Genomic DNA, 23,387 nt, shown 5'->3' with positions numbered 1-23,387 from the left:
CGGGCACACCAACCAAGGGAGGAATGACATGAGGAAGCGAATAGTGGCAACAGCCCTTCTGGGCGTGCTGGCCATGGCCGGCAGTGCCGCGGCACAGGACAAGCTCCGCCTGGCGCTGGTGCCCAAGGCGATGAACAATCCGTTCTTCGACCTGGCGCGAGACGGCTGCTACAAGGCGCAGGAGGAGATCGAGGGCATCGAGTGCGTCTATATCGGCCCCGGTGAGCATACCGAGCTCGAACAGATTCAGATCGTGCAGGACCTCATCAGCCAGGGTGTCGACGGCATTGCCGTCTCGCCGTCGAACGCGCCGGCCATGGCCAAGGCGCTGGAAGTGGCGAAGGAGGCCGGCATCCCGGTCATGACCTGGGATGCGGACCTGCTCGAGGAGGACAAGGACATCCGTGCCACCTTCGTCGGCACGAAGAACTACGACATCGGCGTCAACCTCGCCAAGCTCGCCCAGGCGCGCCATCCGGACGGCGGCAAGATCTGTCTGCAGACGGGCGGCGCGGCAGCGGCAAACCACAATGAGCGGCTGCTCGGCATCCGCGAGACGCTGTCCGGCGAGAAGCTGGGCGATCCTCCCGGCGAACCGCTGACCGGCCAGAACGGCTGGACGGAGGTCTCCGGCTGCCCTCTGATCACCGATGACGACGGCAACAAGGCCGTTCAGGGCCTGACCGACATTCTGGCCAAGGAGCAGGACCTGACTGCCTTCATCTCCACCGGCGCCTTCACCCAGTGGTACGACAATGCCTATCGCCAGGCAGTGGAGCCCTACAAGGACAAGCTGACCTCGGGCGAGATGAGCATCTTCGTTGCCGACACGCTGCCCATGCAGATGGAGCAGTTGAAGGACGGGCTGTCCAACGGCCAGGTTGGCCAGCGGCCCTTCGAGATGGGCTACAAGTCCATGGAAGTGCTCAAGGCCCTGGTCGAAGGCAAGGATGTGGAAGACCCGATCTATACGGGCCTCGACGTCTGCACGCCGGAGAACGCGGATACCTGCCTTGCGCAGTGATGGCCGGCGCGGCCATCCGCGCAGGTGGTTGCGCGATGGCATGAAGCGCTGATCGGCAAAGCTGCATCGCCCGGTGTCCGGGATACCCGGCGATGCAGGCTCGTGACCGGTTTCAAGCGGGGCGTCCCGTTTCGGCAGCCCGACGCGGCACCAGCCGCCCGGGGTCGCGTCTTGCCAGCCAGCGCTCGCGCAGCCAGATGGTCATGCCCGCCGCGGTGACCACCAGCGCGCCGAGAACGGTCCAGCCGTCCGGCAGCTCGCCGAACACCGCATAGCTCCACACGCCCAGATAGATGATGAAGACATAGGAGAAGGGTGTCAGCGCGCTGGCTGTGGCATAGCCGTGGGCGCGCGTCAGCGTCTCGTGTCCCAGCCAGCCGAGCAAGCCGAGGCCGATCATCAGCGACCAGCCGAGCGGTGTGGCCGGCATCTGCCATGCCGCGAGCGCGAAGGGCGCCAGCACGGCCGCCCCCACCAGGCCCGTATAGAGCTGCATGGTATCGGTGGAGATCGTGCCCGAAAGCTTGCGCGTGATGAGCGCATAGGCGGCAAAGGCAAGGGCGTTGCCGAGCGACAGGAACACGGCCCAATGGAAACCGGCATCGAAGGGGCGGATGGCAATGAGGATGCCGCAGAAGCCGACAAGGATCGCCGACCAGCGCCACACGCCCACCCTTTCGCCCAGAACGGGCCCCGAGAGCGCGCAGATGATGATCGGCGAGGAGAACATGATGGTGGAGGTGAGCGTCAGCGGCAGATGGCGCACGGCGATGAAGTTGAGGATGGTGCAGGCCACCAGAAGCCCCGAGCGCAGCAGAACGAGCCCCACCTGATCGGTGCCGAAACGGGAAGGCGAGACGCCCTGCCGCGCAATCAGCCCGATGGAAATGAACAGGTGCACGAAATAGCGCATGAAGGCGAGCTGCGCGGCCGGCAGGCCGGCATATGCCAGCCATTTCGCAGAGGTATCCACGCAGGAAAACAGGAAGTAGGTGAACAGCATCAGGCCGATGCCCAGCATCGGCCGGTCTTCGACGGGGCGTGCGGCTGTACCGGCCATGCGCGGGAGTCCTTGAAAGGGGTTCCGCGCGTCAGCCTTCGCGGCGGGCGAGCGAGGAGAAGAAGTCGACGAGTTCGGGCACCTTCCGCTCTGCGAACGCACCGCTGTCGGCCAGGCTGAGCGCCAGCTTGGTGGAGCCCGACATGATGGAGACGCCGCCACCCTCCTCCGCCATCGCCGCGTAGTAGGCGACATCCTTGCGCGCGTTGCGCACGGCGAAGGCGAGCTGTTCGGGATCCCCGTCCACGGCATAGGCCTTCATGAAGTCCATCATGCCGGACCTGTTGGGTCCGGCGGCCATCACGTCGTAGAGCGCCTGGCGGCTCACCCCGGCGCGGTCGGCCATGGCGAAGGCCTCCGCCATCGCGCATACCGTCGTCATGGCATAGAAATTGTTGATGAGCTTGATGGTGTGGCCGCTGCCCAGGGGGCCCAGGTGAAAGACGTTCTCGCCGAGATCGTCCAGCACCGGCCGGACGCGCCGGAAGGCGACCTCCTCGCCCGCGCACATGATGTTGAGCTTGCCTTCACGGCCGTGCGCCGGCGTGCGGCCGAGCGGGGCATCCAAGTAGACGGCGCCGGCGGCGGCCACCGCCTCGCCGATGCGCCGCGTCGAGGATGGCAGCGAGGTGCCGAAGTCGATGGCCACAGCACCCGGCCGCAGACCGGCGATCACCCCATCCTCGCCGAACATCCGCGCCTCCACCGAAGCGGACGTGTCCATGCACAGCATCACGATGTCGCTTGCCGCCGCCAGCTCGCGGCCATTCGCGGCTTCCTGCGCCCCGCGCGCCACCGCCGCTTCCACGCCTGCGCGACTGCGCCGGCCGAGCACGCTCAGCCGATAGCCGCAGTCCAGAAGGCGCTGCACCATGGCGGACCCCATCAACCCCAGCCCGATGAAGCCGATATGTGGTTTGCTCACAGCCTGTCTCCCTTCCTGCCTTGCCGCTGCCTGCACACCCTGTCGCGCGATCACATGGTCGCGCCGATCTGCCAGGGCACGAACTCATAGTCGCCGAGGCCCTGCGCCTCGGATTTCGAGCGCTCCCCGGAGGCCACGCGCAGGATCATCTCGTAGATCTCGCGACCCTTCTCCTCGAGGCTCACCCCCTCGGTCAGCATCGCTCCGGCGTTGATGTCCATATCCTCCGTCATGCGCTGGTACATCTCGGTGTTCGTCGCCACCTTGATGCAGGGCGCCGGCTTGGAGCCGAAGGCCGAGCCACGGCCCGTGGTGAAGACGACCAGATTGCAGCCGGAGGCGATCTGGCCCGTCACCGACACCGGATCGTAGCCCGGCGAATCCATGAAGACGAAGCCACGGGCCGTCACCGGCTCGCCATATTTATAGACCCCGATAAGCGGCGTCGTGCCGCCCTTGGCGGCAGCGCCCAGGGATTTCTCCAGAATGGTGGTCAGACCGCCCTTCTTGTTGCCGGGGCTCGGGTTGTTGTCCATCGAGCCATTGTTGCGCCGCGTGTAATCCTCCCACCAGCGGATCAGCGAGACGAGCTTCTCGCCCACCGCACGATCGACCGCGCGGCGCGTCAGCAGGTGTTCGGCGCCGTAGATCTCGGGCGTCTCGGCGAGCACGCCCGTTCCCCCCTGCGCCACCAGGAGGTCGCAAGCATGGCCGAGCGCCGGGTTGGCGGTGATGCCGGACCAGGCATCCGAGCCGCCGCACTGCAGCGCCACCGTCAGCTCCGACGCGGGACAGGGCTGCCGGCGCGCTTCGTTGGCAAGCGGCAGCATGGCACGCACCTTCTCCACGCCCATCTCCACCGTCCTGCGAAGGCCCGCAACGTCCTGGATGTTCATCGTCTGGAACAGCGGTCCTCTTTCGAGGCCATAGGCTTCGAGCAGCCAGTCGATCTGGTTCATCTCGCAGCCGAGCCCCACCATCAGAACGCCGGCGTGATTGGGATGGCGGGCATAGCCCCACATCACCCGCTGCAGCGCCTCGAAGCCGTCGCCATCGCCAGCCATGCCGCAGCCCGTGCCATGCACGAAGGCGACGACGCCATCGACATTGGGGTATCGGGCCAGTTCCTCCGGCCCGAAGGCCGAGGCGATCATGCGCGCCGCGGTCGCCGAACAGTTCACCGATGTCAGGATGGCGATGTAGTTGCGCGTTCCCACGCGGCCGCCGGCGCGGCGGAAGCCCATGAAGGTGTCGCGGCGCTCTTCCGGCACCATCGCCACGGGCCGCAGGTCGGTGGCGAAATCATACTCTGCCGCAACGTTGCGGAACTCCAGATTGTGCGTGTGGACATGCTCTCCGGGCGCGATGTCGCAGGCGGCATAGCCGATGATCTGCGCATATTTGCGCACCGGCTCGCCACGGGCGATGGCCCGCACCGCTACCTTGTGCCCGCGCGGCACGAGGCTTGCGGTGCGCGCGCCTTCGATCTCCACCCCCGCTTCCAGCGCGCGTGTCACGGTTACCACATTGTCCGTGTCGTCGAGGCGAATGAAGTCTTTCATGGTCGCTCCAGCAGTCGTTCGGCCCGCGGGTAGAAAAACGCCGCGGCCCGCCTTCGGGTTTCAGGGCCGGCCCCCTCCTGGTGGGCGCCGGCGGCTCTTTCTGTGTGGCGCCGCTATCGAAAGAGCATTGTCAGTTCCGGGAAGAAGAGCACCAGCATCAATACCAGAATCTGGATCGCGATGAAGGGCATGAACCCCCGGAAAATGGCCGGCAAGGTGATGTGCGGCGGCGCCACGGACTTGAGATAGAAGGCGGCGGGGCCGAAGGGCGGCGACAGGAAGGAGACCTGCATGTTCACACAGAACAGGATTCCGAACCACACCGGCACGAAGGAGCGGGCATCGGCAAACGGGCCGAACAGGCCGATCTCCTCCACCGGCAACCTCAACACGATGGGCAGAAAGACGGGCATGACGAGCAGCACGATGCCCACCCAGTCCATGAAGGCCCCCAGGAACAGGAAAATGATCATCATGACGATGAGAATGCCGAGCGTCGGCAACTCCGCCCCGACGATCAGGTTGGCCACATAGGTGGGGCCGCCGGCAATGGTGTAGGCGCCGGCAAGCGCCGTGGCACCGAAGGTGACCCAGATGATGGTGCCGGTGGAGCGGAAGGTGCGCATCAGCGCATCGCGCACCAGGGCGAAGGAAAACTCCCCGCGGATGATGATGAGCACCAGAACCGCCACCGCGCCCATGCCGGCCGCCTCCGTGATGCCGGTAACACCGCCATAGATGGAGCCCAGCACGACGAAGACGACGCACAGCGGTGCCACCAGCCCCTTCGACATGGCCCATGTCCGGCGCGCCCGGTGGACGCCGAAGACCAGGGTCGGCAGAAGCAGCCCGGCAAGCGCAAGCGCGCCATGGGAAAGGACCTGCCCGCCGCTGTAGGGGGCATAATCGCCCGCCCTCAACAGGCCGAGCGCGTTCTGCGCCTCGATGAGCCCGGCATGAACGAGCGCCCCACCGCCCCACACGCCCAGGAACCAGCCGAGGAGAATGACAAGGGAGCGATATTTCTCCGCCGACGGCAGATCCCTTTCGCTGGGCTCCGGCAACGGGGCGAGCGACGGGTTCATCCGCGTGCGGACGAAGATGTAGACGATGTAGCACGCCGCCAGGATGAAGCCGGGAACGAAAGCGCCCGTGAACAACGCCTGGATCGACGTCTCGGTGATGAGGCCATACATGATGAGCACGATGGAGGGCGGGATCATGGTGCCCAGCGAGCCCGAGGCGCAGATCGTGCCGATGGCGAGGTTCTGGTCATAGCCGAGCCGCAGCATCTGCGGCAGCGCGATCAGCCCCAACAGCACCACCTCGCCGCCGATGATGCCGGACATCGCCGCCATCACGACAGCCATGAGCGACGTGACGATGGCGATGCCGCCGCGCGTGCGATTGAGCCACAGCGTCAGGCTGTCATACATGTCGCGCGCGATGCCGGAGCGCTCCAGAAGCGTCGCCATCAGGATGAACAGGGGCACGGAGATCAGCACGTAGTCCGTGCACAGCCCATACATGCGCTGAGCCAGAATGTTGAGCGGCCCGGTGCCGAAACTGGAAAACAGCAGATCCGGGCCGAACTTCATGACCATCACGACGACGGCCAGAAAGGCCGATGCAAAGCCGAGCGGCATGCCGATGGCGAGCAGCGCCAGCATGCCGACAAGCACGGTCAGGGAGATGATGCCTATGTCCATGACGTCCCCTTTGCGAAGGGCCCTGCGGAGGTGTCAGTCCCGGGCGGCACGGCGTTCTCGCTCCCTTCCGGCCTGCAGCGCGACGATGTCGAGATCGACGTCTTCGGGCAAGCCATGCTCCTCCGGTTCGCGGTTCCAGTCGCAGATCAGGTTCGAGACCGCCTGCACCGCCGTCAGCAGCAGGACGATCAGGATCAACGGCTTCAGCGTGGCGGGAATCGGCGGATCCCAGGCCGTGCCGAAGGTCTCCCAACGGTTGAGCTTGACCCATGCTTCGCCGAACCCGCCCCAGATGACGGCGAACACGAAAACGAGAAGGAAAAGCACGGACAGCACATCGCATGTCTTGCGCAACCAACGCGGCATGACGTCGTACAGCAGGGTGATGCGAATGTGGCTGCGCTGCTGCATCGCGTAGAGCCCGGCCAGCAGATAGGCCGCGCCGGCGAGCCACAGCGACAGCTCGTTGGCCCACAGGGTGGGCCGCGCGAAGACGTAACGCAGCACGACCTCGCAGAACATCACGGCCACGATGACAGCAGGCAGGATCATCGCAATGCGGCTGATGGTCCAGGTGATCCTGTCGACGAGGCCGGTTTTCTCGTGCTCGACCATGAAACCCTCCCCGCAAGCGGCTCAAACGGAGAAGGGAGGCGGCAAGCGCCTCCCCTGACCCTGGCCTATTCCGCCAGCAGGCCGAGCTGCCTGAGGTAGGCCTTGTGGCTGTCGACGAGCGCGCGCGCCTCCGGCGTCTTCTCCGCCCAGCCTTCCCATGCCTGCTGGGCCGCCTTGCGGAACGCGGCACGATCTTCCGGCGACCAGTCGTGAATGGTCACGCCGGCCTCGCGCAATTCCGCCGCCGCCTCCGCATTCTGCTTCTCGAAGGTCAGCGCCGTGCGCAGCGCCAGCTTCTCCATGGCCGTTTCCATGATGCGGCGATGATGTTCCGGCATGGCGTCCCACTTGGCCTTGTTGCAGGCAAGGTGATCGGACGGCATGGAGTGGAAGCCCGGATAGGTGGCATGCTTGGCGATGTCGTAGAGGCCGAGACCCTTGTTGTTGGCAAGCCCGGAGGCATCCGCCCCGTCGATGATGCCGGTCTCAAGCGCGGTGAAGACCTCGGTAAAGTCCATCACGACCGGGCTGGCGCCCAATGTCGCGAAGATCTCCGTCTCCAGCCCCGGCGGGGAACGGAACTTCCAGTTCTTCAGATCCTCCGGCCCCGCGATCGGTGTGGTCGAGGCAAGCGATTCCTGGCCGTAGATCCACCAGCCGACGAGCTGCATGTCGTGTTTGTTGTAGAGCTCCTGGGCCGCCTCCAGGCCGCCGCCATAGTAGAGCCAGGAAAGCTGCTGATAGGGCGTGTCGTAACCGCCCATGATGTCGCCCACGAACTGGAAGGCGGGGTTCTTGCCCGTCTGGTAGGCGCCGCCCGTCATGTCGCAGTCGAGGATGCCGGTTGCCGCGGCGTCGAACGTCTCCACCGTCTTGACCACGGCCGACGAATAGAACATCTCGATGTCGATCTCGCCGTTGGACATGACTTCCACATCCTCGACGAACTGCGTGGCAAGCTGGCCCGACGGCGTTTCCGGCGCATAGTGGGTCTGGATGCGCAGGGTGGTCGTTTGGGCTGCCGCGCCCGTGGCAAAGAGCGCAAGGGCGGCCGTCGCTGCGTAGAGCGTCCTGCAAGCTTTCATCTCTTCTCCTCCCATTGTTGCGTTGCGGGCGTTCCTCCTCGCCCGCGCACGATGCCGCCAGCCTTCGGCGGCGACACGAAACCTAGCAACGTGAATTTTGCCAGACAAGCAGGCTTTCAAAAATTATCGAAATTTCATAATTTTTGAAAATCACGAAACTTCCAGGGGAAAGATTTCGATGAACGCCGGCAAAGCCATGCGGCCCTCCGCCGCCTATCGCTCTCTCAAGACGCGGCTCATGGCCGGCGAGTTCAGGGCGGGAGAGAAGCTGCGCCCCGACATGCTGAAGGATGCCTACGGCATCAGCGCCAGCGCCATGCGCGAGGTCTTCCTGCGGCTTGCCCACGAAAGCCTGCTCGTCCAGGAAGAACAGCGCGGTTTTCGCGTGCCGGCGGCCAGCCGGAGGCGGCTTGCGGAGCTGATGAACCTGCGCATCCTCCTGGAATGCGAAGGCGTGAGACAAGCCATCCGGGAGGGCGATCTGGAATGGGAGGCCAGGCTGGCGGCGGCCCATCACAAGCTGGTCCACATTGAACGGAAGATGAGGAGCGCGCCCGACATCGCTCCCTTCGTTCCCCTGTGGACACGCATCGACTGGGAGTTTCACGACACCCTGCTGTCGGCCTGCCCATCCGAGGTGCTGCGCGCCACCCACCGCAACATCTATGAACAGTTTCGCCAGCAGGTGGTGGCCGGTCTGGAACATGCCGGCTTTCGCGAGGAAACGATCCCGGAGCATGCCGCGATCCTGAAGGCCGCCATCGAGCGAGACGTGCCGGCTTGCCAGGCAGCGATCCACGCCCATCTCCAGGTAAGCCGCGACGAAGCGGGGGAGCGGCTGAAGAGCGCCTGAAGACCCGCCCGTGCGGGCGGAACCATTCATCCCCATGCAGGAGGACAGCCCATGACCAAACCCGCCATCGCATTCCTGGGAACGGGCCTCATGGGCGCGCCCATGGCCGCCAATCTTCTCAAGGCGGGCTTTCCCGTCACCGTGTGGAACCGTACGCCGCAGAAGGCCGCGGCCCTTGCGCCGCTCGGCGCGCGGATTGCCGCCAGCGCGCCGCAGGCGGTGGGCGAAGCGGCGTTCGTCATCACCATGCTTTCGGACGGCGCCGCCGTGGGCGCCGTGCTTTTCGAAGGCGGCGTCGCCGAGGCGATGGGCAGGCAGGCGACGCTCATCGACATGAGCTCCATCCGCCCCGCCGAGGCCCGCGACCATGCCACCCGCCTCAAGGCACTGGGGATCGGCCATCTGGACGCGCCGGTCTCCGGGGGCACGAAAGGGGCGGAGGCCGCCACCCTGGCCATCATGGCCGGCGGCGAGGAGGCCGTCTTCGAGACGGCCCGTCCGGTGCTGGAGGCCATGGGGCGGCCGGCGCGCGTGGGTCCGGCGGGGACAGGCCAGCTTGCCAAGCTCGCCAATCAGGCCATCGTCGCCGTCACCATAGGCGCGGTGGCCGAGGCCATGCTGCTTCTGGAAGCGGGCGGCGCCGACCCTGCTGCCGTGCGCCATGCGCTGAAGGGCGGCTTTGCCGATTCGGTCATCCTGCAGCAGCACGGCGAGCGCATGACCACGGGCAACTTCGCGCCCGGCGGCCCCTCGCGGCTGCAGCTCAAGGACCTCGACAACGCGCTGGAGGAGGCGGCGCGCGCCGGCCTCACCCTGCCGCTCAGCGAGCAGATGCGCGCCCGCTTCCGCCGCTTCGTCGAGGAACTGGGCGGCGCCGAGAAGGATCACTCCGGCATCTATCTGGAGCTTCTGGACCTCAACAAGCGCAACCCGGCGCCGTAGGCGCCCACGGCACCGGGCACGGTTCAGCCGCCCGCGGCAAGGCGCTCCAGCTTGGCGAGCATCGTGTCGGCATCCTCGCCATAGCCGAGCGTGCCGACGAAGCCACCCTTTCCATCCATCAGAAACACCGAGGCGGTGTGGTTGATGGTGTAATCGCCTTCGCCCTCGCCGGTGGGAACACGCTCATAGAACACCTTGTAGGCGCTGGTGATCGCGTCGATCTGCTCCTTCGTGCCGGTGAAGCCCCGGATGCGCTCGTCGAATGCCTGCAGATAGGCCCGCATCTCTTCGGGCCCGTCGCGCTCCCAATCCACGGAAACGAACACCCAGTTCATCCGGTCGGCCTTCGGCCCCAACCGCTCCATGAGGTTCGACATTTCGTAGAGCGTGGTCGGACAGACGTCGGGGCAATAGGTGAAGCCGAAGAAGATGACGCTCGGCCGGCCAAGAAGCTCCGCCTCGGTGACCTGCCGGCCCGTCTCGTCGGTCAGGGTGAAGGGGCCGCCAACGGCGGCGACCCCCGTTGTGCGAACGCCGTTCTGCGGCGCCCAGGAGCCCACCAGCATGGTGAAGGCGGTGAGCGTGGCAGCAAGTGCGAACGCCCCGCCGGCGACCAGGGCGACAATGCGCGGGCGCATCACCGGGCCTCCCCATGGTCGTGACCGGCGGCGGAGGCCGGCGCGCCTGGCGGGGCGACGGCCATCTCCACCTCCACGGCCCCCGCCTTCTCGAAGGTCAGGGTGAGCGGCACGCGCGCGCCCTCCTCGATGGGGCCGGTGAGATCGAGAAACATGATGTGATAGCCACCGGGTTCGAGCGCCACCGTCTGGCCGGCGGGAATGGAAATGCCGTCCGGTACCGGCCGCATCTTCATGATGCCGTCGGTCACTTCCATGCTGTGCAGCTCGGCACGCCCGGCGATCGGCGAGGCCACGCCGAGGAGCCGGTCGTCAGCGCCGCCATTGTTGACGATGGTGACGAAGCCGCCACCCGCTGGCGCGCCGGGCGGCGTGGCACGCGCCCAGGGGTGGATGATGTGAAGTTCGCCCGCCTGATAGTCATGTGCCGAAGCGGGAGCGGCAAGCAGCAGCGATGCTGCAAGAAGAATTGGGAAAAATCGCATTGTCGTCTCTCCAGATATGCCGAAACGGGGGATGCGCGGTGCACCCCCTCGCGGTCCAGGTCACGCGGAGAGGAAAGGCGGGGCGCGGGCCTCGGCCGCCAGCCCGAGAGCGGCGGGAAGTAGAGGCACATGCGGGGAGAAGGCTTGCGGCTTCCCGCCCTCGCGCGAAAGGAAGGCAGGCGCGGCATCGGCGGCGGGCAGCGCGGGGCTGTGGGCGGCGGCGGCATGGCACAACGCCGCACAGCAGTGATGGGCCGCGCGCTCCAGCGGCAGGTGCGAGCGGTCCGGCCTGGCCGACACACCCCCCGCCAGCGAGCAGATGACAAAGCCCGTATCCGGGCGCGGCGCTGCGAGCGCCCCCTGTGCGAAGGCGGACAAAAGCCCCTGGACGGCGAGCACATAGGCCACGAGAGCGGCGAAAATCCCGCCGCTCAGCCGATCGCCCAGAATGCGCCGCATGGTGCTCATGCCTCCCCTTCGCACGTGCCGGACGCGAAGTCACTGCGACCGATCGGAGCACGGCGCCGTGGCTGCCGTCACACGAACTTGCGGAACAGCCGTGTCTTGTCGAACAGCTCTTCGAGCTCGTTCATGCGCGCCCGCGTCGTCTCCCAGGTGCGCGTCTCGATGGCGGCGATCAGCGCCTCGGCGATGAACAGGATGACCGCCGTCGAATCCCAGGCCGAGGGCACCTGGATGCGGGCGTGGAAACGGTGGGCGGCATGGCGGGCGGCGGGCGAGCCCCACTGGTCGGTGAACAGGACGACGGTGACGTCGCGCGCCCGCGCCATCTCGGCCAGCCGCAATATGTCGTGCTCGTAGCGGCGAATGTCGAAGGCCACCAGAATGTCGCCGGCGCGCATGTTGAGCACGTAGTGCGGCCAGGAATTGGAGTTCGAGGCGATCTGCGTCACGCCCGGGCGGATCACCTGCATGTGGGTGAAGAAGTGATCGGCCATGGAGCGGGTGATGCGCCCGCCCACCACGTGGACGTTGCGCCCTTCATCGGCCAGCAGGTCCGCCACGGCATCGAAGGTGCGCTTGTCGAGCTGGTTGAGAGTCTGGCGGATGTTCTCCGTCACCGCGTCGGCGAAGCGGCTGAGCAGATGGCCCTCAAGCGGGCTTTCGGCCCACTGGTCGTGCTTGGCTATGGGATTGGAGATGGTGGCCTGCAGCTCTGCCCGGAGGGCCGCCTGCATTTCGGGAAAGCCGCCGAAGCCCAGCTTCTTGGCCATGCGCACCACGGTGGGGGTGGATACGCCGGCCGAGTCCGCCACCGCCGTAATACTCTCCAGCCCGAGCAGGGGATAGTTGTCGAGAAGCGCGTTGGCGAGCTGCCGCTCGGCGCGCGTGAGAGTCTCGAAGGCGCCCCGCAGACGCTCTGCCACCGTCTTCCCGTTCGATGCATCCATGTCCCCAAAAACCTCCCCCGCTCCGCGCCGCCCGACGAACATCTCCAAAGGATCGAGACTCTTCCGATTGGTCTGTAGCAAAATTTTCAGAATTAATCTTGACCGCTACGACAAATGTGAAAAGATATTTTCTGTTCTGGCAGGAGGGGCTGGTGACAGACAGGCACCAAGGAGGAGAAGGCGCCGCGGAACCGGGGGTGGTGGAGACGCTCAACCCCGATGGCGCCGGACCGTTCGTGCTGGCCTGCGAACACGCCTCCAATGCCATTCCCGCGGAATTTTCCGATCTCGGCCTCGATGCAGAGGCGCTGGCGAGTCACGTCGCCTGGGACCCCGGCGCCCATGCGGTGGCGCTGCACCTTTCGGCCCTTCTCGATGCGCCGCTGGTGGCAAGCCGCATCTCCCGTCTCGTCTACGACTGCAACCGCCCGCCGCATGCCCCGGATGCCACGCCGGCGCGCAGCGAGGCCTATACGATCCCCGGCAATGCCGGGCTCACCCGGGCCGCGCGGATGCGCCGCGCCGAGCGGTTCTATTTTCCCTTCCGTGCCGCGCTTTCGGCCTGCCTCGATTCCCGCATGCAGGCGGGGAAGGCGCCAGCCCTCGTCACCGTGCATTCCTTCACGCCGGTCTATCTCGGCCGCCGGCGCGCCGTGGAGATCGGCATCCTGCACGATCGCGACCGTCGCCTTGCCGATGCGCTGATAGCCTCTCTTGCGCAGGAGGGCGGATGGATCGTGCGCCGCAACGAGCCCTACGGACCGCAGGACGGCGTGACGCACACGCTCGCCGACCAGGCGCTCGGCAGGGGGCTCGACAACGTGATGATCGAAATCCGCAACGATCTGATTGCCGGCGCCGCAGAGCAGAAGGCAATGGCGGACCTGCTGGCGCGGCACCTGAAAATGGCGCTTGCGGCGCTGAAAGGGGAAACACTCGCCAAATGAGGAGAACAATGGAGCGAACGCAGCACCGTGCGCGCCCCGGCGAGGCGGAACGCCATGCCTGAGATTGTGCGCCGCTATGTGAGACTGATCGACCGCGTCAACCGGGTTGTCGGCCTGTTCGCCATGTATCTCGTCGTGGCGATGATCGGGATTCTTCTCTACTCCTCGGTGATGAAGGCGGTGGCCATCCCGCCGCTGTGGACGCTGGAGATGGCCCAGTTCGTGATGGCGGCCTATTACATGCTGGGCGGCGGCTGGTCTCTGCAGCACGATTCCCACGTGCGCATGGATCTCATCTATGCCAACTGGGGGCCGCGCACGCGCGCCATGGTCGACAGCGTCACCATCCTGTTCCTGATCTTCTATCTCTGCATCCTGCTGTATGGCGGCTTCTCCTCCACCGCCTATGCGCTGCGCTATGGCGAGACCAGCTACTCGGCCTGGTCGCCCTACATGGCGCCGATCAAGATCGTCATGTGCATCGGCGTGGCGCTGATGCTGCTTCAGGCAATCGCCCAGTTCTTCCGCGATCTGGCCCTGGCGCGCGGGGAGGAGCTGTCGTGAGCTACGAGATGACCGCCATCCTCATGTTCTCCGGCATGATGGGCCTGCTTCTGACAGGCCAGCGCGTGTTCGGGGCCATCGGCTTCATCGCCGTCGTCTTCGCGCTCATGCTTTGGGGCACGGGCGGCTCCGAGATTGCCTTCTCGGCCGCCATGAAGCTGATGAAGTGGTACGCGCTGCTCACGCTGCCACTCTTCATCTACATGGGCTACATGCTCTCCGAGTCGGGGATCGCCGACGACCTGTACAAGATGTTTCACGTCTGGTTCGGTCCGGTGCGCGGCGGCCTTGCCATCGGAACCATCGCGCTGATGGTGGTGATCTCGGCCATGAACGGGCTCTCGGTGGCCGGCATGGCCATCGGCGCGACGATAGCACTGCCGGAGCTTCTGCGCCGCGGCTACGACAAGGTGATGGTGACGGGCGTCATCCAGGCCGGCTCATCGCTGGGCATCCTGGTGCCGCCGAGCGTGGTGCTGGTGCTCTATGCCATGATCGCCCGCCAGCCGGTGGGCCAGCTCTGGCTGGCCGGCGTCTTCCCGGGGCTCATGATGGCCGGCCTCTTCATACTCTACATCGCCATCCGCTGCTGGCTGCAGCCACGCCTCGGCCCGGTTCTGCCGGCGGCGGAGCGGCAGGTGCCGTGGGGCGAGAAACTGAAGCTGCTTTCGGCCGGCATCCTGCCCTTCTTCATCTTCATGGCGATGACGGGCCTTTTCGTCATGGGCTATACCAGCCTCGTGGAGAGTTCGGCCATCGGTGCCGTTTCCGCCACGCTCGCCGCCGCCATCCGCGGGCGCCTTTCCTGGGCCGTCTTTCATACCACGGTGAAGAAGACGCTCTCCATCTCCTGCATGTTCATGTGGATCATCCTCGCAGCGCTCTGCTTCGGCGCCGTCTTCGACGGCCTGGGCGCGGTGCGCGCCATCGAGAACTTCTTTCTCGACAAGCTGGGGCTTTCGCCCTGGGAGGTGCTGATCCTGATGCAGCTCTCCTATCTCGTCATGGGGATGTTTCTCGACGACACGGCGATGCTCGTCATCGTCGCACCGCTCTACATCCCCCTGGTCAAGGCGCTGGGCTTCGATCTCATCTGGTACGGCGTGCTTTACACCATCACCTGCCAGATCGCCTACATGACCCCGCCCTTCGGCTACAACCTCTTCCTGATGCGCGCCATGGCTCCCCCGGAGGTGAGCCTGGGCGACATATACCGCTCCATCATCCCCTTCGTGGCGGTGATGGTTCTGGCGCTCGTGCTGGTGATGGCCTTCCCGCAGATCGCCCTGTGGCTGCCCCAGCACTACTACATCCGATGAAGGGAGGTGACGGCATCGAGGAGGCAGAAGAAGCGGCACGAACCCGAAAACCAACCAGAGGAGAACGAGACATGCAGAACCGAAGACAATTTCTCACCAAGGCCGGCCTCGCCACCGCTGCCGCCGGCAGCGCGACGCTGGCCGCCCCCTATGTGAAGGCCCAGTCGCCCATTCGCTGGCGTATGCAGACCTATGCCGGCCCGGCGCTTGCCGAGCATGTGGTCAAGCCCGCCATCGACGCCTTCAACAAGGCGGCCAATGGCGAGATGGAGATCGAGCTCTACTTCGCCGATCAGCTCGTGCCCACCGGCGAGCTTTTCCGCGCCATGCAGAACGGCACCATCGACGCGGTGCAGTCGGACGACGATTCCATGGCCGCTCCCGTCGACGTCTCGGTCTTCGGCGGCTACTTCCCCTTTGCCACCCGCTATTCGCTGGACGTGCAGGCGCTCTTCTACAAATATGGCCTGGCCGAGATCTGGCAGGAAGCCTATGGCGAGGTGGAGAACGTCACCTGGCTGTCGGCCGGCTCGTGGGATCCCTGTCACTTCAACACCAAGGAGCCGATCCGCAGCCTGGAGGACCTGAAGGGCAAGCGCGTGTTCACCTTCCCCACGGCCGGCCGCTTCCTGTCGCGCTTCGGCGTCGTGCCGGTGACGTTGCCGTGGGAGGATGTCGAGGTGGCGGTGCAGACGGGCGAGCTTGACGGCATTGCCTGGTCGGGCATCACCGAGGACTACACGGTGGGCTGGGCGGACGTGACGCCCTATTTCCTCACCAACAACATCTGCGGTGCCTGGATCGGCCACTTCTTCGCCAACACCGAGCGCTGGAACGAGGTGCCCGAGCACCTGAAAACTCTCCTGCGCCTGGCCATGGACTCCTCGCACTACTACCGACTGCACTGGTACTGGGCCGGCGAGGCGGATCTGCGCGTCAACGGCGCCAAGATGGAGCTGACGACCATTCCCGACGAGGAGTGGGAGCAGGTCGAGGCGGAGGCCGAGAAGTTCTGGGACGAGATCGCTGCCGAGGGCGGCCGCCGGCAGCGCGTGGTGGAAATCCTGCGCCAGTATCGTGAGGTCATGCGCAAGGCAGGGCCGCCCTACCGCTACGGCTGATCGCGCCGTCAGCCATCCTTCGGACCCGGAGGGCCCTCCGGGTCCGAAACTCCGACCAACCGAACGACGGGAAGACGCACATGGCGGGAAAACTGACAATGGACGCGCTGAAGGCCGCCGCCGCGGCGGGGGAGATCGACACGGTCATCGTCGCGCAGGTCGACATGCAGGGCCGCCTCATGGGCAAGCGCTTCCATGTCGATTTCTTCCTCGACAGCGCCTTCGAGGAAACCCACAGCTGCAACTATCTGCTGGCCACCGACATGGAGATGTACACGGTGGAGGGTTACCGCGCGACGAGCTGGGCGGCCGGCTATGGCGACTACACGATGAGGCCAGACCTTTCGACCCTGCGCCGCGTTCCGTGGCTGGAAGGCACCGCGCTGGTGATTGCCGACGTGCTGGACCACCATACCCATGGGGAGGTGGCGCATTCGCCCCGCGCCCTCCTGAAGAAGCAGATCGCACGGCTGGAGGCGATGGGCATGCGGGCCATGATGGCCTCCGAGCTGGAGTTCTTCCTCTTCCGCGATTCCTTCGAGCAGGCACAGGCCAAGGGCTGGCGCGGCCTGGAGCGCATCAGCGCCTACAACGAGGACTACCACATCTTCCAGACGACGAAGGAAGAGGCGGTGATGCGGGCGATCCGCAACGGGCTGAACGGCGCCGACATCCCGGTGGAAAATTCCAAGGGCGAGGCGGATGCCGGCCAGGAAGAGATCAACGTGCGCTATGCTGATGCGCTGACCATGGCCGACCGCCATGCCATCATCAAGAATGCCTGCAAGGAGATTGCCTGGCAGAACGGCCATGCCGTCAGCTTCATGGCCAAGTGGGACGATCGCGCCGCCGGCAGTTCCTCGCATATCCATCAGTCGTTGTGGTCGCTGGACGGCAAGCCGCTTTTCCACGACCCGCAGGCCGAGCACGGCATGTCGCAGACGATGCGGCACTACATGGCCGGTCTTCTGGCCCATGCCGCGGAAATCACCTATTTCCTCGCCCCCCACATCAATTCTTACAAGCGCTTCGCCGCTGGCACCTTCGCCCCCACCAAGGCCATCTGGTCGATGGACAACCGGACCGCCGGCTACCGCGTGTGCGGCGCCGACACCAAGGCCGTGCGCGTGGAATGCCGGGTGGGCGGTGCCGACCTGACGCCGCATCTGGCCTTCGCCGCGCTGATCGCCGCCGGCATTGCCGGCATCGAGAACGGGCTGCCCCTCGAACCGGCCTTCGTGGGCGATGCCTATCACGGCACGGATGTGCGCGAGATACCGCGCACGCTGCGCGACGCGACGGCGGCACTCGACGGCTCGAAGATGCTGCGCGAAGCCTTCGGTGACGCGGTGATCGACCACTATGTCCACGCAGCGCGCTGGGAGCAACAGGAATATGACCGCCACGTCACCGACTGGGAGGTCAAACGCGGATTTGAAAGAGCCTGACATGCCGAAAACACTGCAATGCATCTCGCCCGTCGACGGCTCGGTCTATGCCGAGCGACCCGTGATGGCCGTCGAAGAGGCGGCAAAGCTCATCGAGCAGGCAGCCCGCGCCCAGAAGGCGTGGGCCGCCCGCCCGCTCAAGGAACGGGTCGACCTAGTCAGGGCCGGCATCGCCCGCCTCAACGCGATGAAGGACGAGGTGGTGCCCGAGCTTGCCTGGCAGATGGGCCGGCCCGTGCGCTATGGCGGCGAGTTCGGCGGCGTCAACGAGCGCGCCGACTACATGGCCTCGATCGCGCAGAAGGCACTCTCTCCCATCGAGATCGAGGATTCGCAGACACACCGGCGTTTCATCCGGCGCGAGCCGCACGGCGTCGTGCTCGTCATCGCACCGTGGAACTATCCCTATCTGACGGCAATCAACACGGTGGTTCCGGCCCTCATCGCCGGCAACGCCGTGGCGATCAAGCACGCCACGCAGACCCTCCTGGTGGGTGAGCGCATGGTGCGCGCCTTCCGCGAGGCGGGCGTGCCGGAAGACGTGTTCGTCAACCTCTTTCTCGACCATGCCGGTACCGAGGCGCTGATTGCCGCCGGCCTTTTCGGCTTCGTGAACTTCACCGGCTCGGTGGGCGGCGGCAAGGCGATCGAGCGTGCCGCCGCCGGCACCTTCACCGGCCTTGGGCTGGAGCTCGGCGGCAAGGACCCCGGCTATGTGATGGAGGATGCCGACCTCGACTGGGCCGTCGACGGGCTGATGGACGGCGCCATGTTCAACGCCGGCCAGTGCTGTTGCGGCATCGAACGCATCTATGTGGCCGAAAGCCTGTTCGAGCCTTTCGTGGAGAAGGCCGTCGCCTGGGTGAAAGGGCTCAAGCTCGGCAATCCGCTGGAGGAGGAAACCACCCTGGGGCCGATGGCCAGCCGGCGTTTTGCGGAGACGGTGCGCGCGCAGATCAGCGAGGCGCTGGCCGAGGGCGCGCGCACCCTGATCGACCCGAAGCTGTTTCCCGAGGATGATGGCGGCACCTATCTCGCCCCGCAGATCCTCGTGGACGTGAACCACCGGATGCGGGTGATGCGCGAGGAAAGCTTTGGCCCGGTCGTCGGCATCATGCCCGTCAAGGACGATGCCGAGGCGCTCGCCCTGATGAACGACAGTCCCTATGGGCTGACGGCCTCGCTGTGGACGGCGGATCCCGCCCGTGCGGAGCGGCTGGGCGCCGGGATCGAGACCGGCACCGTGTTCATGAACCGCGCCGACTATCTCGACCCGGCACTGTGCTGGACCGGATGCAAGGCGACCGGCCGCGGCGGTGCCCTCTCGGAGATCGGCTATCACAACCTTACCCGTCCCAAATCCTTCTATCTGAGAAAGCGTCAGGCATGAGTGTTTCCGTCAACTGGTCCTATCCCACCTCGGTTCGCTTCGGCGCGGGGCGCCTTGCCGAACTGGCAGAGGCATGCAAGGCCGCCGGCATGAAGCGGCCGCTGCTGGTGACCGATCGCGGGCTTGCGCCCCTGCCGATCGCCGGGAGGGCGCTGGACATTCTGGAGGCGGCCGGTCTTGGTCGCGCAATGTTCAGCGAGGTCGACCCGAACCCGAACGAGAAGAACCTTGCCGCCGGCATTGCCGCCTTCAGGCAGGGCGGACATGACGGCGTCGTCGCCTTCGGCGGCGGCTCGGGTCTCGATCTCGGGAAGCTGATCGCCTTCATGGCCGGCCAGTCGCGCCCCGTCTGGGACTTCGAGGACGTTGGCGACTGGTGGACGCGGGCGGATGCCGACAGGATCGCGCCCATTGTTGCCGTGCCGACAACGGCGGGCACCGGCTCCGAGGTCGGCCGTGCCGGCGTGCTGACCAATTCCGAAAGCCACGTGAAGAAGGTGATCTTCCATCCGAAGATGCTGCCCGCCGCCACCATCTGCGATCCCGAGCTCACCGTCGGCATGCCCAGGGCGATCACCGTCGGCACAGGCATGGACGCCCTCGCCCATTGCCTGGAGGCCTATTCTTCGCCCTCCTACCACCCCATGAGCCAGGGCATCGCGCTGGAAGGCATGCGGCTGGTGAAGGAAAACCTGCCCAGGGTCTTCGCCGATCCGCAGGACATCGAGGCACGCGGCCACATGATGGCGGCCGCCGCGATGGGCGCCGTCGCCTTCCAGAAGGGCCTCGGCGCCATCCACGCGCTTTCCCACCCCGTGGGCGCGCTCTACGACACCCATCATGGCACGACGAACGCTGTCGTCATGCCGGCCGTCCTGCGCTTCAACCGCCCGGCCATCGAGCAGAAGATTGCCGCGGCGGCCGCCTATATGGGCATTGCTGGCGGCTTCGATGGCTTTCTCGACATGGTGCTGGCCCTGCGCGCCGACCTGGGCGTGCCAGACAGGCTGTCGGCTCTCGGGGTGGGCGCCGAGCGCATCGACGAGATGGTGGAGATGGCCCTGGTCGATCCCACCGCCGCCGGCAATCCCGTGCCCCTCGACAGGGCGACCACCCGCCGGCTCTACGAAGAGACCATCTGAGCGGCCGGCGACGCCGCACCGACGACGAGGACACGAACGCCCGGCACGACGTGCCGGGCGTTCGCCGTTTTGCACGGGGCATCGCACGGGGCGCGGGCCGCACCGCGCCCGCCGGGAGGCAAGCGGAACGCAATTTGACGATGGGTTCTTGACTCCGGCGCGCTCCTGCAGCATGATCCTTTTATGAACACTATGTTCTAATATGAACATAGTCGGAGGAATATCGGGAGGAGCAGCAATGGATGCTTTCAAGGATCGGCTTTCCCAGCACGCTCGTGACACCAGCCGCCCGGCGCTCGCTCATCAGTGCCGCGGCCGCGCGCTCGACGAGCGCGAAGAGGCCCTCGCCGACGCGCTGATGGAGATCTACGGCGAGGGCGTGCACGACTTTGCCGCCGTCGCGCGCCGCCTTTCCGAGAAGGGCGTCGTCGCGCCCCGTTCGGGCCGCACGGACTGGAGCGAGGCACTGCTGGCCGAAGAGCTGGAGACGACCAACAGGGCGCTCGATGCGGCCTACGAGGCCAACGGCTATGGCGCTTGAGTTCCGCTCCGTCACCAAGGAGTTCCTGACCCGCAGCGGCGAGGTGCTCACCGCGGTGAGCGACGTCAGCTTCGTGGTGAACGAAGGCGAGTTCGTTTCCGTTGTCGGTCCGTCGGGTTGTGGCAAGAGCACCCTTCTGAGCATGACCGCCGGCCTCTACCAGCCCACCCAAGGCGAGGTTCTGGTCAGCGGCGAGGTGGTGCGCGGGCCCAACGGGCATGTCGGCTTCATGCTGCAGAAGGACCTGCTTCTGCCCTGGCGCAACATCGTTTCCAATGTCGAGTTCGGTCTGGAGGCGCGCGGCGTGCCGGCGGCGGACAGGCGCCGGCGTGCCATGGCGGAGCTTGAGCGTTGCCACCTCGCCGGCTTCGAGAACCACTTTCCCTATCAGCTCTCCGGCGGCATGCGCCAGCGCGCCGCCCTGGCGCGCACACTGGCCATCGAACCGGAAATCGTGCTGCTCGACGAGCCGTTCTCTGCCCTCGATGCGCAGACCAAGCTTCTCCTGCAAAACAGCTTCGCCGGCACGATTGCCGAGTCCCGCAAGACGACGCTGCTCATCACTCACGACCTCGCCGAGGCCGTCCTGATGTCGGATCGCATTCTGGTGCTCTCGGAGCGGCCGGGAAGGGTGGTGGCGGAGATCGTGGTGGACCTTCCGCACCGCGATGAGCCGCTCAGGCGGCGCACCATGCCGGAGGTGAGCGACTATGCCGGTCAGATCTTCCGGCACCTGAAGCTCGAAGAAAAAGCGATCTGACAGAATGACGAAACGAAGGGGAACCCGATGAAACGCTTGATTGCCATGGCCGCCGCGGCGGCCGCCCTTGCCCTCGCGACGCCGGTGAGCATGGCAGCCGAGAAAGTGACCTATCTCTTTCCGGCGCCGGATTTCCTGCCGGCCTTCGCGCCATTCCAGCTTGCAAAGCACAAGGGATATTTCGAGGAAGCCGGCCTCGACGTCGATTTTCAGGTCGGCAAGGGGGGTGCGGATGTCGCCGTCCAGGTGGCCGTCGGCAATGCCGACCTCGGCGGCGGCATTGGGGACACCCCCATTATCGTGCGCGCCAACGGGCTCGACATCCGCGGTGTAGCGCTGCTGGGCGGGCGCGGCCTGACCCAGCTCGCCTGGCGCGCCGACAGCGGCATTTCCGGGCCTGCGGACCTGAAGGGCAAGACCATCGGTGTTCTCTCCTTCCAGGACACCACCTATTACAACCTGCTCGGGGTGCTCGCCTCTGCCGGTCTCTCGAAGGCCGACGCCGACATTCAGGCCGTCGGCCCCGGCGGCATCATCCAGCTCACCATCGCCGGCAATCTTCAGGCGTTCTCGGGCGTTCCCGAGTGGATCGCCGCCGTCGAGGCTGCCGGTGTAGAGATGGAGCAGATGCCGGTCGACAGGGTCTTCCCCGCCATGGCACAGGCCATCATCGCCTCCGACAAGACCATTGCCGAGCGTCCCGAGGTGATCGAAGGATTCGTTGCCGCCGTTCTGAAGGCCATTCGCGAGATTTCCGACGACCCGGCAAAGGCGGCAGTCGAGTACACCTCCTTCATGCAGCAGCACGCCGGCAAGGAGGCTGAGATCGAAGCCATCCTGCGCGCCTATGCTGAGCTTGTCTATCCCGAGGGCGAGAACCAGCCGCTCGGTGCCTTCGATCCCCAACGCATCGCCGAGGTGCAGACCTTCTATCTCGAAAGCGGCATCGTGCAGAAGGCGGTGCCCGTCGAAGATCTCTACACGAACGAGTTCGTCCAATGACACAGGCAACGCCCGTGCCGGCCGGGGCGCAGGCCCCGGCTCGCAAGGAACGACAGGGAAAGGCGGCCATGGCGGCGACCCACAGCACGCTGTTTGCCAGCCTCGCGCTTCTGGTGCTGGTTCTGCTGGCTTGGGAATTCCTGCCGCCCGCGCTCGGCGTACCGAAGTTCATCATCCCCACCGTCAGCGACTGCATCGTCGAGTTGCAGAGGATGTGGACGCAGGAAAGCCTTCTGGCGCACACCTTCTCCACCGCCCTCTACACGGTGCTGGGTTTCGCCATCGGCAGTCTCCTCGGCGCGGCGATCGGCTATGTGCTCGGCATGTCGGAGTTCTGGGAGAAGGTGCTCTCCCCCTACATCCTGGCACTGCAGATCGCGCCCAAGGTCGCCTTCGCACCGCTGTTCATTATGTGGTTCGGCTACAACTCCATGCCCAAGCTGCTGGTGACGGTGCTGATCGTCTTCTTTCCGGTTCTCGTCAACGTTCTGCAGGCGATGAAGACGGTCGATCGCGACCTCATCAATCTCGCCCGGGCCTACAACCTTTCGCGCTGGCGCATCTTCCGCAAGGTCGAGATGCCCTCCACCATGCCCAGCCTGATGGCCGGCCTGCGTATCGCCTCCACCCTCGCCGTGATCGGCGTGACGGTGGGCGAGCTGGTGGGCGGCAATACGGGCCTCGGCTTCCTCATCTCCTATGGCGGCGGCCAGGCCAATGCGGCGATGGTCTTCAACGCCATCGTGCTTCTGACCGTGATCGGCTTCGTCCTCTATTCCGCGCTCGCGCGCGTCGAGGCACGGGTGCTTCACTACCTGCCCAAGGCGCAGGGGTGAGACGCGC

Annotated in this window: 24 protein-coding genes; 14 read left to right on the top strand and 10 right to left on the bottom strand. The window is 65.9% G+C overall.

The window, feature by feature from the left end:
- The first annotated feature begins 28 nt into the window (after nucleotides 1–28).
- Nucleotides 29–1,024, top strand: coding sequence for a sugar-binding protein (locus NYR58_RS04310; RefSeq protein WP_261519247.1), 996 nt, complete (start codon nucleotides 29–31; stop codon nucleotides 1,022–1,024).
- A gap of 112 nt (nucleotides 1,025–1,136) precedes the next feature.
- On the opposite strand, the gene NYR58_RS04305 is transcribed toward NYR58_RS04310, so the two are convergent.
- The 6 genes from NYR58_RS04305 to NYR58_RS04280 form a co-directional block, all read right to left on the bottom strand.
- A complete protein-coding gene (locus tag NYR58_RS04305; RefSeq protein ID WP_261519246.1) occupies nucleotides 1,137–2,084 on the bottom strand; it encodes a DMT family transporter in 948 nt (315 codons plus the stop codon).
- Nucleotides 2,085–2,115: 31 nt separating this feature from the next.
- Nucleotides 2,116–3,009 carry an NAD(P)-dependent oxidoreductase gene (locus NYR58_RS04300; RefSeq protein ID WP_261519245.1) on the bottom strand — a complete coding sequence of 298 codons (894 nt, stop codon included), beginning with the start codon at nucleotides 3,007–3,009 and terminating at the stop codon, nucleotides 2,116–2,118.
- A gap of 50 nt (nucleotides 3,010–3,059) precedes the next feature.
- On the bottom strand, nucleotides 3,060–4,571 hold the full coding sequence (locus tag NYR58_RS04295; protein ID WP_261519244.1) for a UxaA family hydrolase: 1,512 nt from the start codon (nucleotides 4,569–4,571) through the stop codon (nucleotides 3,060–3,062).
- A 113-nt stretch (nucleotides 4,572–4,684) separates the two neighbouring features.
- Complete coding sequence (locus NYR58_RS04290) at nucleotides 4,685–6,280, bottom strand: TRAP transporter large permease (RefSeq protein WP_261519243.1); 1,596 nt, start codon at nucleotides 6,278–6,280, stop codon at nucleotides 4,685–4,687.
- Nucleotides 6,281–6,313: 33 nt separating this feature from the next.
- Nucleotides 6,314–6,895, bottom strand: a complete 582-nt coding sequence (locus NYR58_RS04285; protein WP_261519242.1) for a TRAP transporter small permease subunit — start codon at nucleotides 6,893–6,895, stop codon at nucleotides 6,314–6,316.
- Between the two features lie 65 nt (nucleotides 6,896–6,960).
- Nucleotides 6,961–7,980 carry a TRAP transporter substrate-binding protein gene (locus NYR58_RS04280; protein WP_261519241.1) on the bottom strand — a complete coding sequence of 340 codons (1,020 nt, stop codon included), beginning with the start codon at nucleotides 7,978–7,980 and terminating at the stop codon, nucleotides 6,961–6,963.
- A gap of 178 nt (nucleotides 7,981–8,158) precedes the next feature.
- On the opposite strand from NYR58_RS04280, the gene NYR58_RS04275 reads away from it, so the two are divergent.
- Both NYR58_RS04275 and NYR58_RS04270 read left to right on the top strand, forming a co-directional pair.
- Nucleotides 8,159–8,833 (top strand): GntR family transcriptional regulator, encoded by a 675-nt coding sequence (locus tag NYR58_RS04275; RefSeq protein WP_261519240.1) that lies wholly within the window; start codon nucleotides 8,159–8,161, stop codon nucleotides 8,831–8,833.
- A 51-nt stretch (nucleotides 8,834–8,884) separates the two neighbouring features.
- Complete coding sequence (locus tag NYR58_RS04270) at nucleotides 8,885–9,775, top strand: NAD(P)-dependent oxidoreductase (protein ID WP_261519239.1); 891 nt, start codon at nucleotides 8,885–8,887, stop codon at nucleotides 9,773–9,775.
- 23 nt (nucleotides 9,776–9,798) lie between these two features.
- Here the strand turns inward: NYR58_RS04270 and NYR58_RS04265 are convergent, their stop codons facing one another.
- The 4 genes from NYR58_RS04265 to NYR58_RS04250 form a co-directional block, all read right to left on the bottom strand.
- Nucleotides 9,799–10,413, bottom strand: coding sequence for an SCO family protein (locus NYR58_RS04265; RefSeq protein ID WP_261519238.1), 615 nt, complete (start codon nucleotides 10,411–10,413; stop codon nucleotides 9,799–9,801).
- Complete coding sequence (locus NYR58_RS04260) at nucleotides 10,413–10,898, bottom strand: copper chaperone PCu(A)C (RefSeq protein WP_261519237.1); 486 nt, start codon at nucleotides 10,896–10,898, stop codon at nucleotides 10,413–10,415. The genes NYR58_RS04265 and NYR58_RS04260 overlap by 1 nt, the downstream gene beginning before the upstream one ends.
- 60 nt (nucleotides 10,899–10,958) lie before the next feature.
- Nucleotides 10,959–11,366 (bottom strand): hypothetical protein, encoded by a 408-nt coding sequence (locus NYR58_RS04255; RefSeq protein WP_261519236.1) that lies wholly within the window; start codon nucleotides 11,364–11,366, stop codon nucleotides 10,959–10,961.
- Nucleotides 11,367–11,434: 68 nt separating this feature from the next.
- Nucleotides 11,435–12,310 (bottom strand): MurR/RpiR family transcriptional regulator, encoded by an 876-nt coding sequence (locus tag NYR58_RS04250; RefSeq protein ID WP_261519235.1) that lies wholly within the window; start codon nucleotides 12,308–12,310, stop codon nucleotides 11,435–11,437.
- A gap of 152 nt (nucleotides 12,311–12,462) precedes the next feature.
- On the opposite strand from NYR58_RS04250, the gene NYR58_RS04245 reads away from it, so the two are divergent.
- The 11 genes from NYR58_RS04245 to NYR58_RS04195 all read left to right on the top strand — a co-directional run bounded on the left by NYR58_RS04245 (nucleotide 12,463) and on the right by NYR58_RS04195 (nucleotide 23,380).
- Complete coding sequence (locus tag NYR58_RS04245; protein WP_261519234.1) at nucleotides 12,463–13,257, top strand: N-formylglutamate amidohydrolase; 795 nt, start codon at nucleotides 12,463–12,465, stop codon at nucleotides 13,255–13,257.
- A gap of 54 nt (nucleotides 13,258–13,311) precedes the next feature.
- Nucleotides 13,312–13,821, top strand: coding sequence for a TRAP transporter small permease subunit (locus NYR58_RS04240; protein ID WP_261519233.1), 510 nt, complete (start codon nucleotides 13,312–13,314; stop codon nucleotides 13,819–13,821).
- Entirely contained in the window at nucleotides 13,818–15,140 is a 1,323-nt protein-coding gene (locus tag NYR58_RS04235; RefSeq protein WP_261519232.1) for a TRAP transporter large permease, read from the top strand. The genes NYR58_RS04240 and NYR58_RS04235 overlap by 4 nt, the downstream gene beginning before the upstream one ends.
- 71 nt (nucleotides 15,141–15,211) lie before the next feature.
- Nucleotides 15,212–16,261, top strand: a complete 1,050-nt coding sequence (locus NYR58_RS04230; protein ID WP_261519231.1) for a TRAP transporter substrate-binding protein — start codon at nucleotides 15,212–15,214, stop codon at nucleotides 16,259–16,261.
- Nucleotides 16,262–16,341: 80 nt separating this feature from the next.
- Nucleotides 16,342–17,709: a glutamine synthetase family protein gene (locus NYR58_RS04225; RefSeq protein WP_261519230.1), complete on the top strand. Its 1,368-nt coding sequence runs from the start codon at nucleotides 16,342–16,344 to the stop codon at nucleotides 17,707–17,709.
- Between the two features lies 1 nt (nucleotide 17,710).
- Nucleotides 17,711–19,099: an aldehyde dehydrogenase family protein gene (locus tag NYR58_RS04220; RefSeq protein ID WP_261519229.1), complete on the top strand. Its 1,389-nt coding sequence runs from the start codon at nucleotides 17,711–17,713 to the stop codon at nucleotides 19,097–19,099.
- Nucleotides 19,096–20,241 (top strand): iron-containing alcohol dehydrogenase, encoded by a 1,146-nt coding sequence (locus NYR58_RS04215; RefSeq protein WP_261519228.1) that lies wholly within the window; start codon nucleotides 19,096–19,098, stop codon nucleotides 20,239–20,241. The genes NYR58_RS04220 and NYR58_RS04215 overlap by 4 nt, the downstream gene beginning before the upstream one ends.
- Before the next feature lie 238 nt (nucleotides 20,242–20,479).
- Entirely contained in the window at nucleotides 20,480–20,782 is a 303-nt protein-coding gene (locus NYR58_RS04210) for a recombinase-like helix-turn-helix domain-containing protein (RefSeq protein ID WP_261519227.1), read from the top strand.
- Nucleotides 20,772–21,542 carry an ABC transporter ATP-binding protein gene (locus NYR58_RS04205; RefSeq protein ID WP_261519226.1) on the top strand — a complete coding sequence of 257 codons (771 nt, stop codon included), beginning with the start codon at nucleotides 20,772–20,774 and terminating at the stop codon, nucleotides 21,540–21,542. The genes NYR58_RS04210 and NYR58_RS04205 overlap by 11 nt, the downstream gene beginning before the upstream one ends.
- A gap of 27 nt (nucleotides 21,543–21,569) precedes the next feature.
- Nucleotides 21,570–22,544: an ABC transporter substrate-binding protein gene (locus NYR58_RS04200; protein WP_261519225.1), complete on the top strand. Its 975-nt coding sequence runs from the start codon at nucleotides 21,570–21,572 to the stop codon at nucleotides 22,542–22,544.
- Nucleotides 22,545–22,612: 68 nt separating this feature from the next.
- The gene (locus NYR58_RS04195; protein ID WP_261519224.1) at nucleotides 22,613–23,380 is read left to right on the top strand and encodes an ABC transporter permease; all 768 of its coding nucleotides are present in this window, start codon (nucleotides 22,613–22,615) and stop codon (nucleotides 23,378–23,380) included.
- The last annotated feature ends 7 nt before the right edge of the window (nucleotides 23,381–23,387 follow it).

Origin of the sequence: Chelativorans intermedius (genome assembly GCF_025398255.1) — a bacterium.
In the GTDB taxonomy this organism is placed as follows: Bacteria; Pseudomonadota; Alphaproteobacteria; order Rhizobiales; family Rhizobiaceae; genus Chelativorans; species Chelativorans intermedius.
This window is presented reverse-complemented; position numbering and strand designations above follow the sequence as displayed.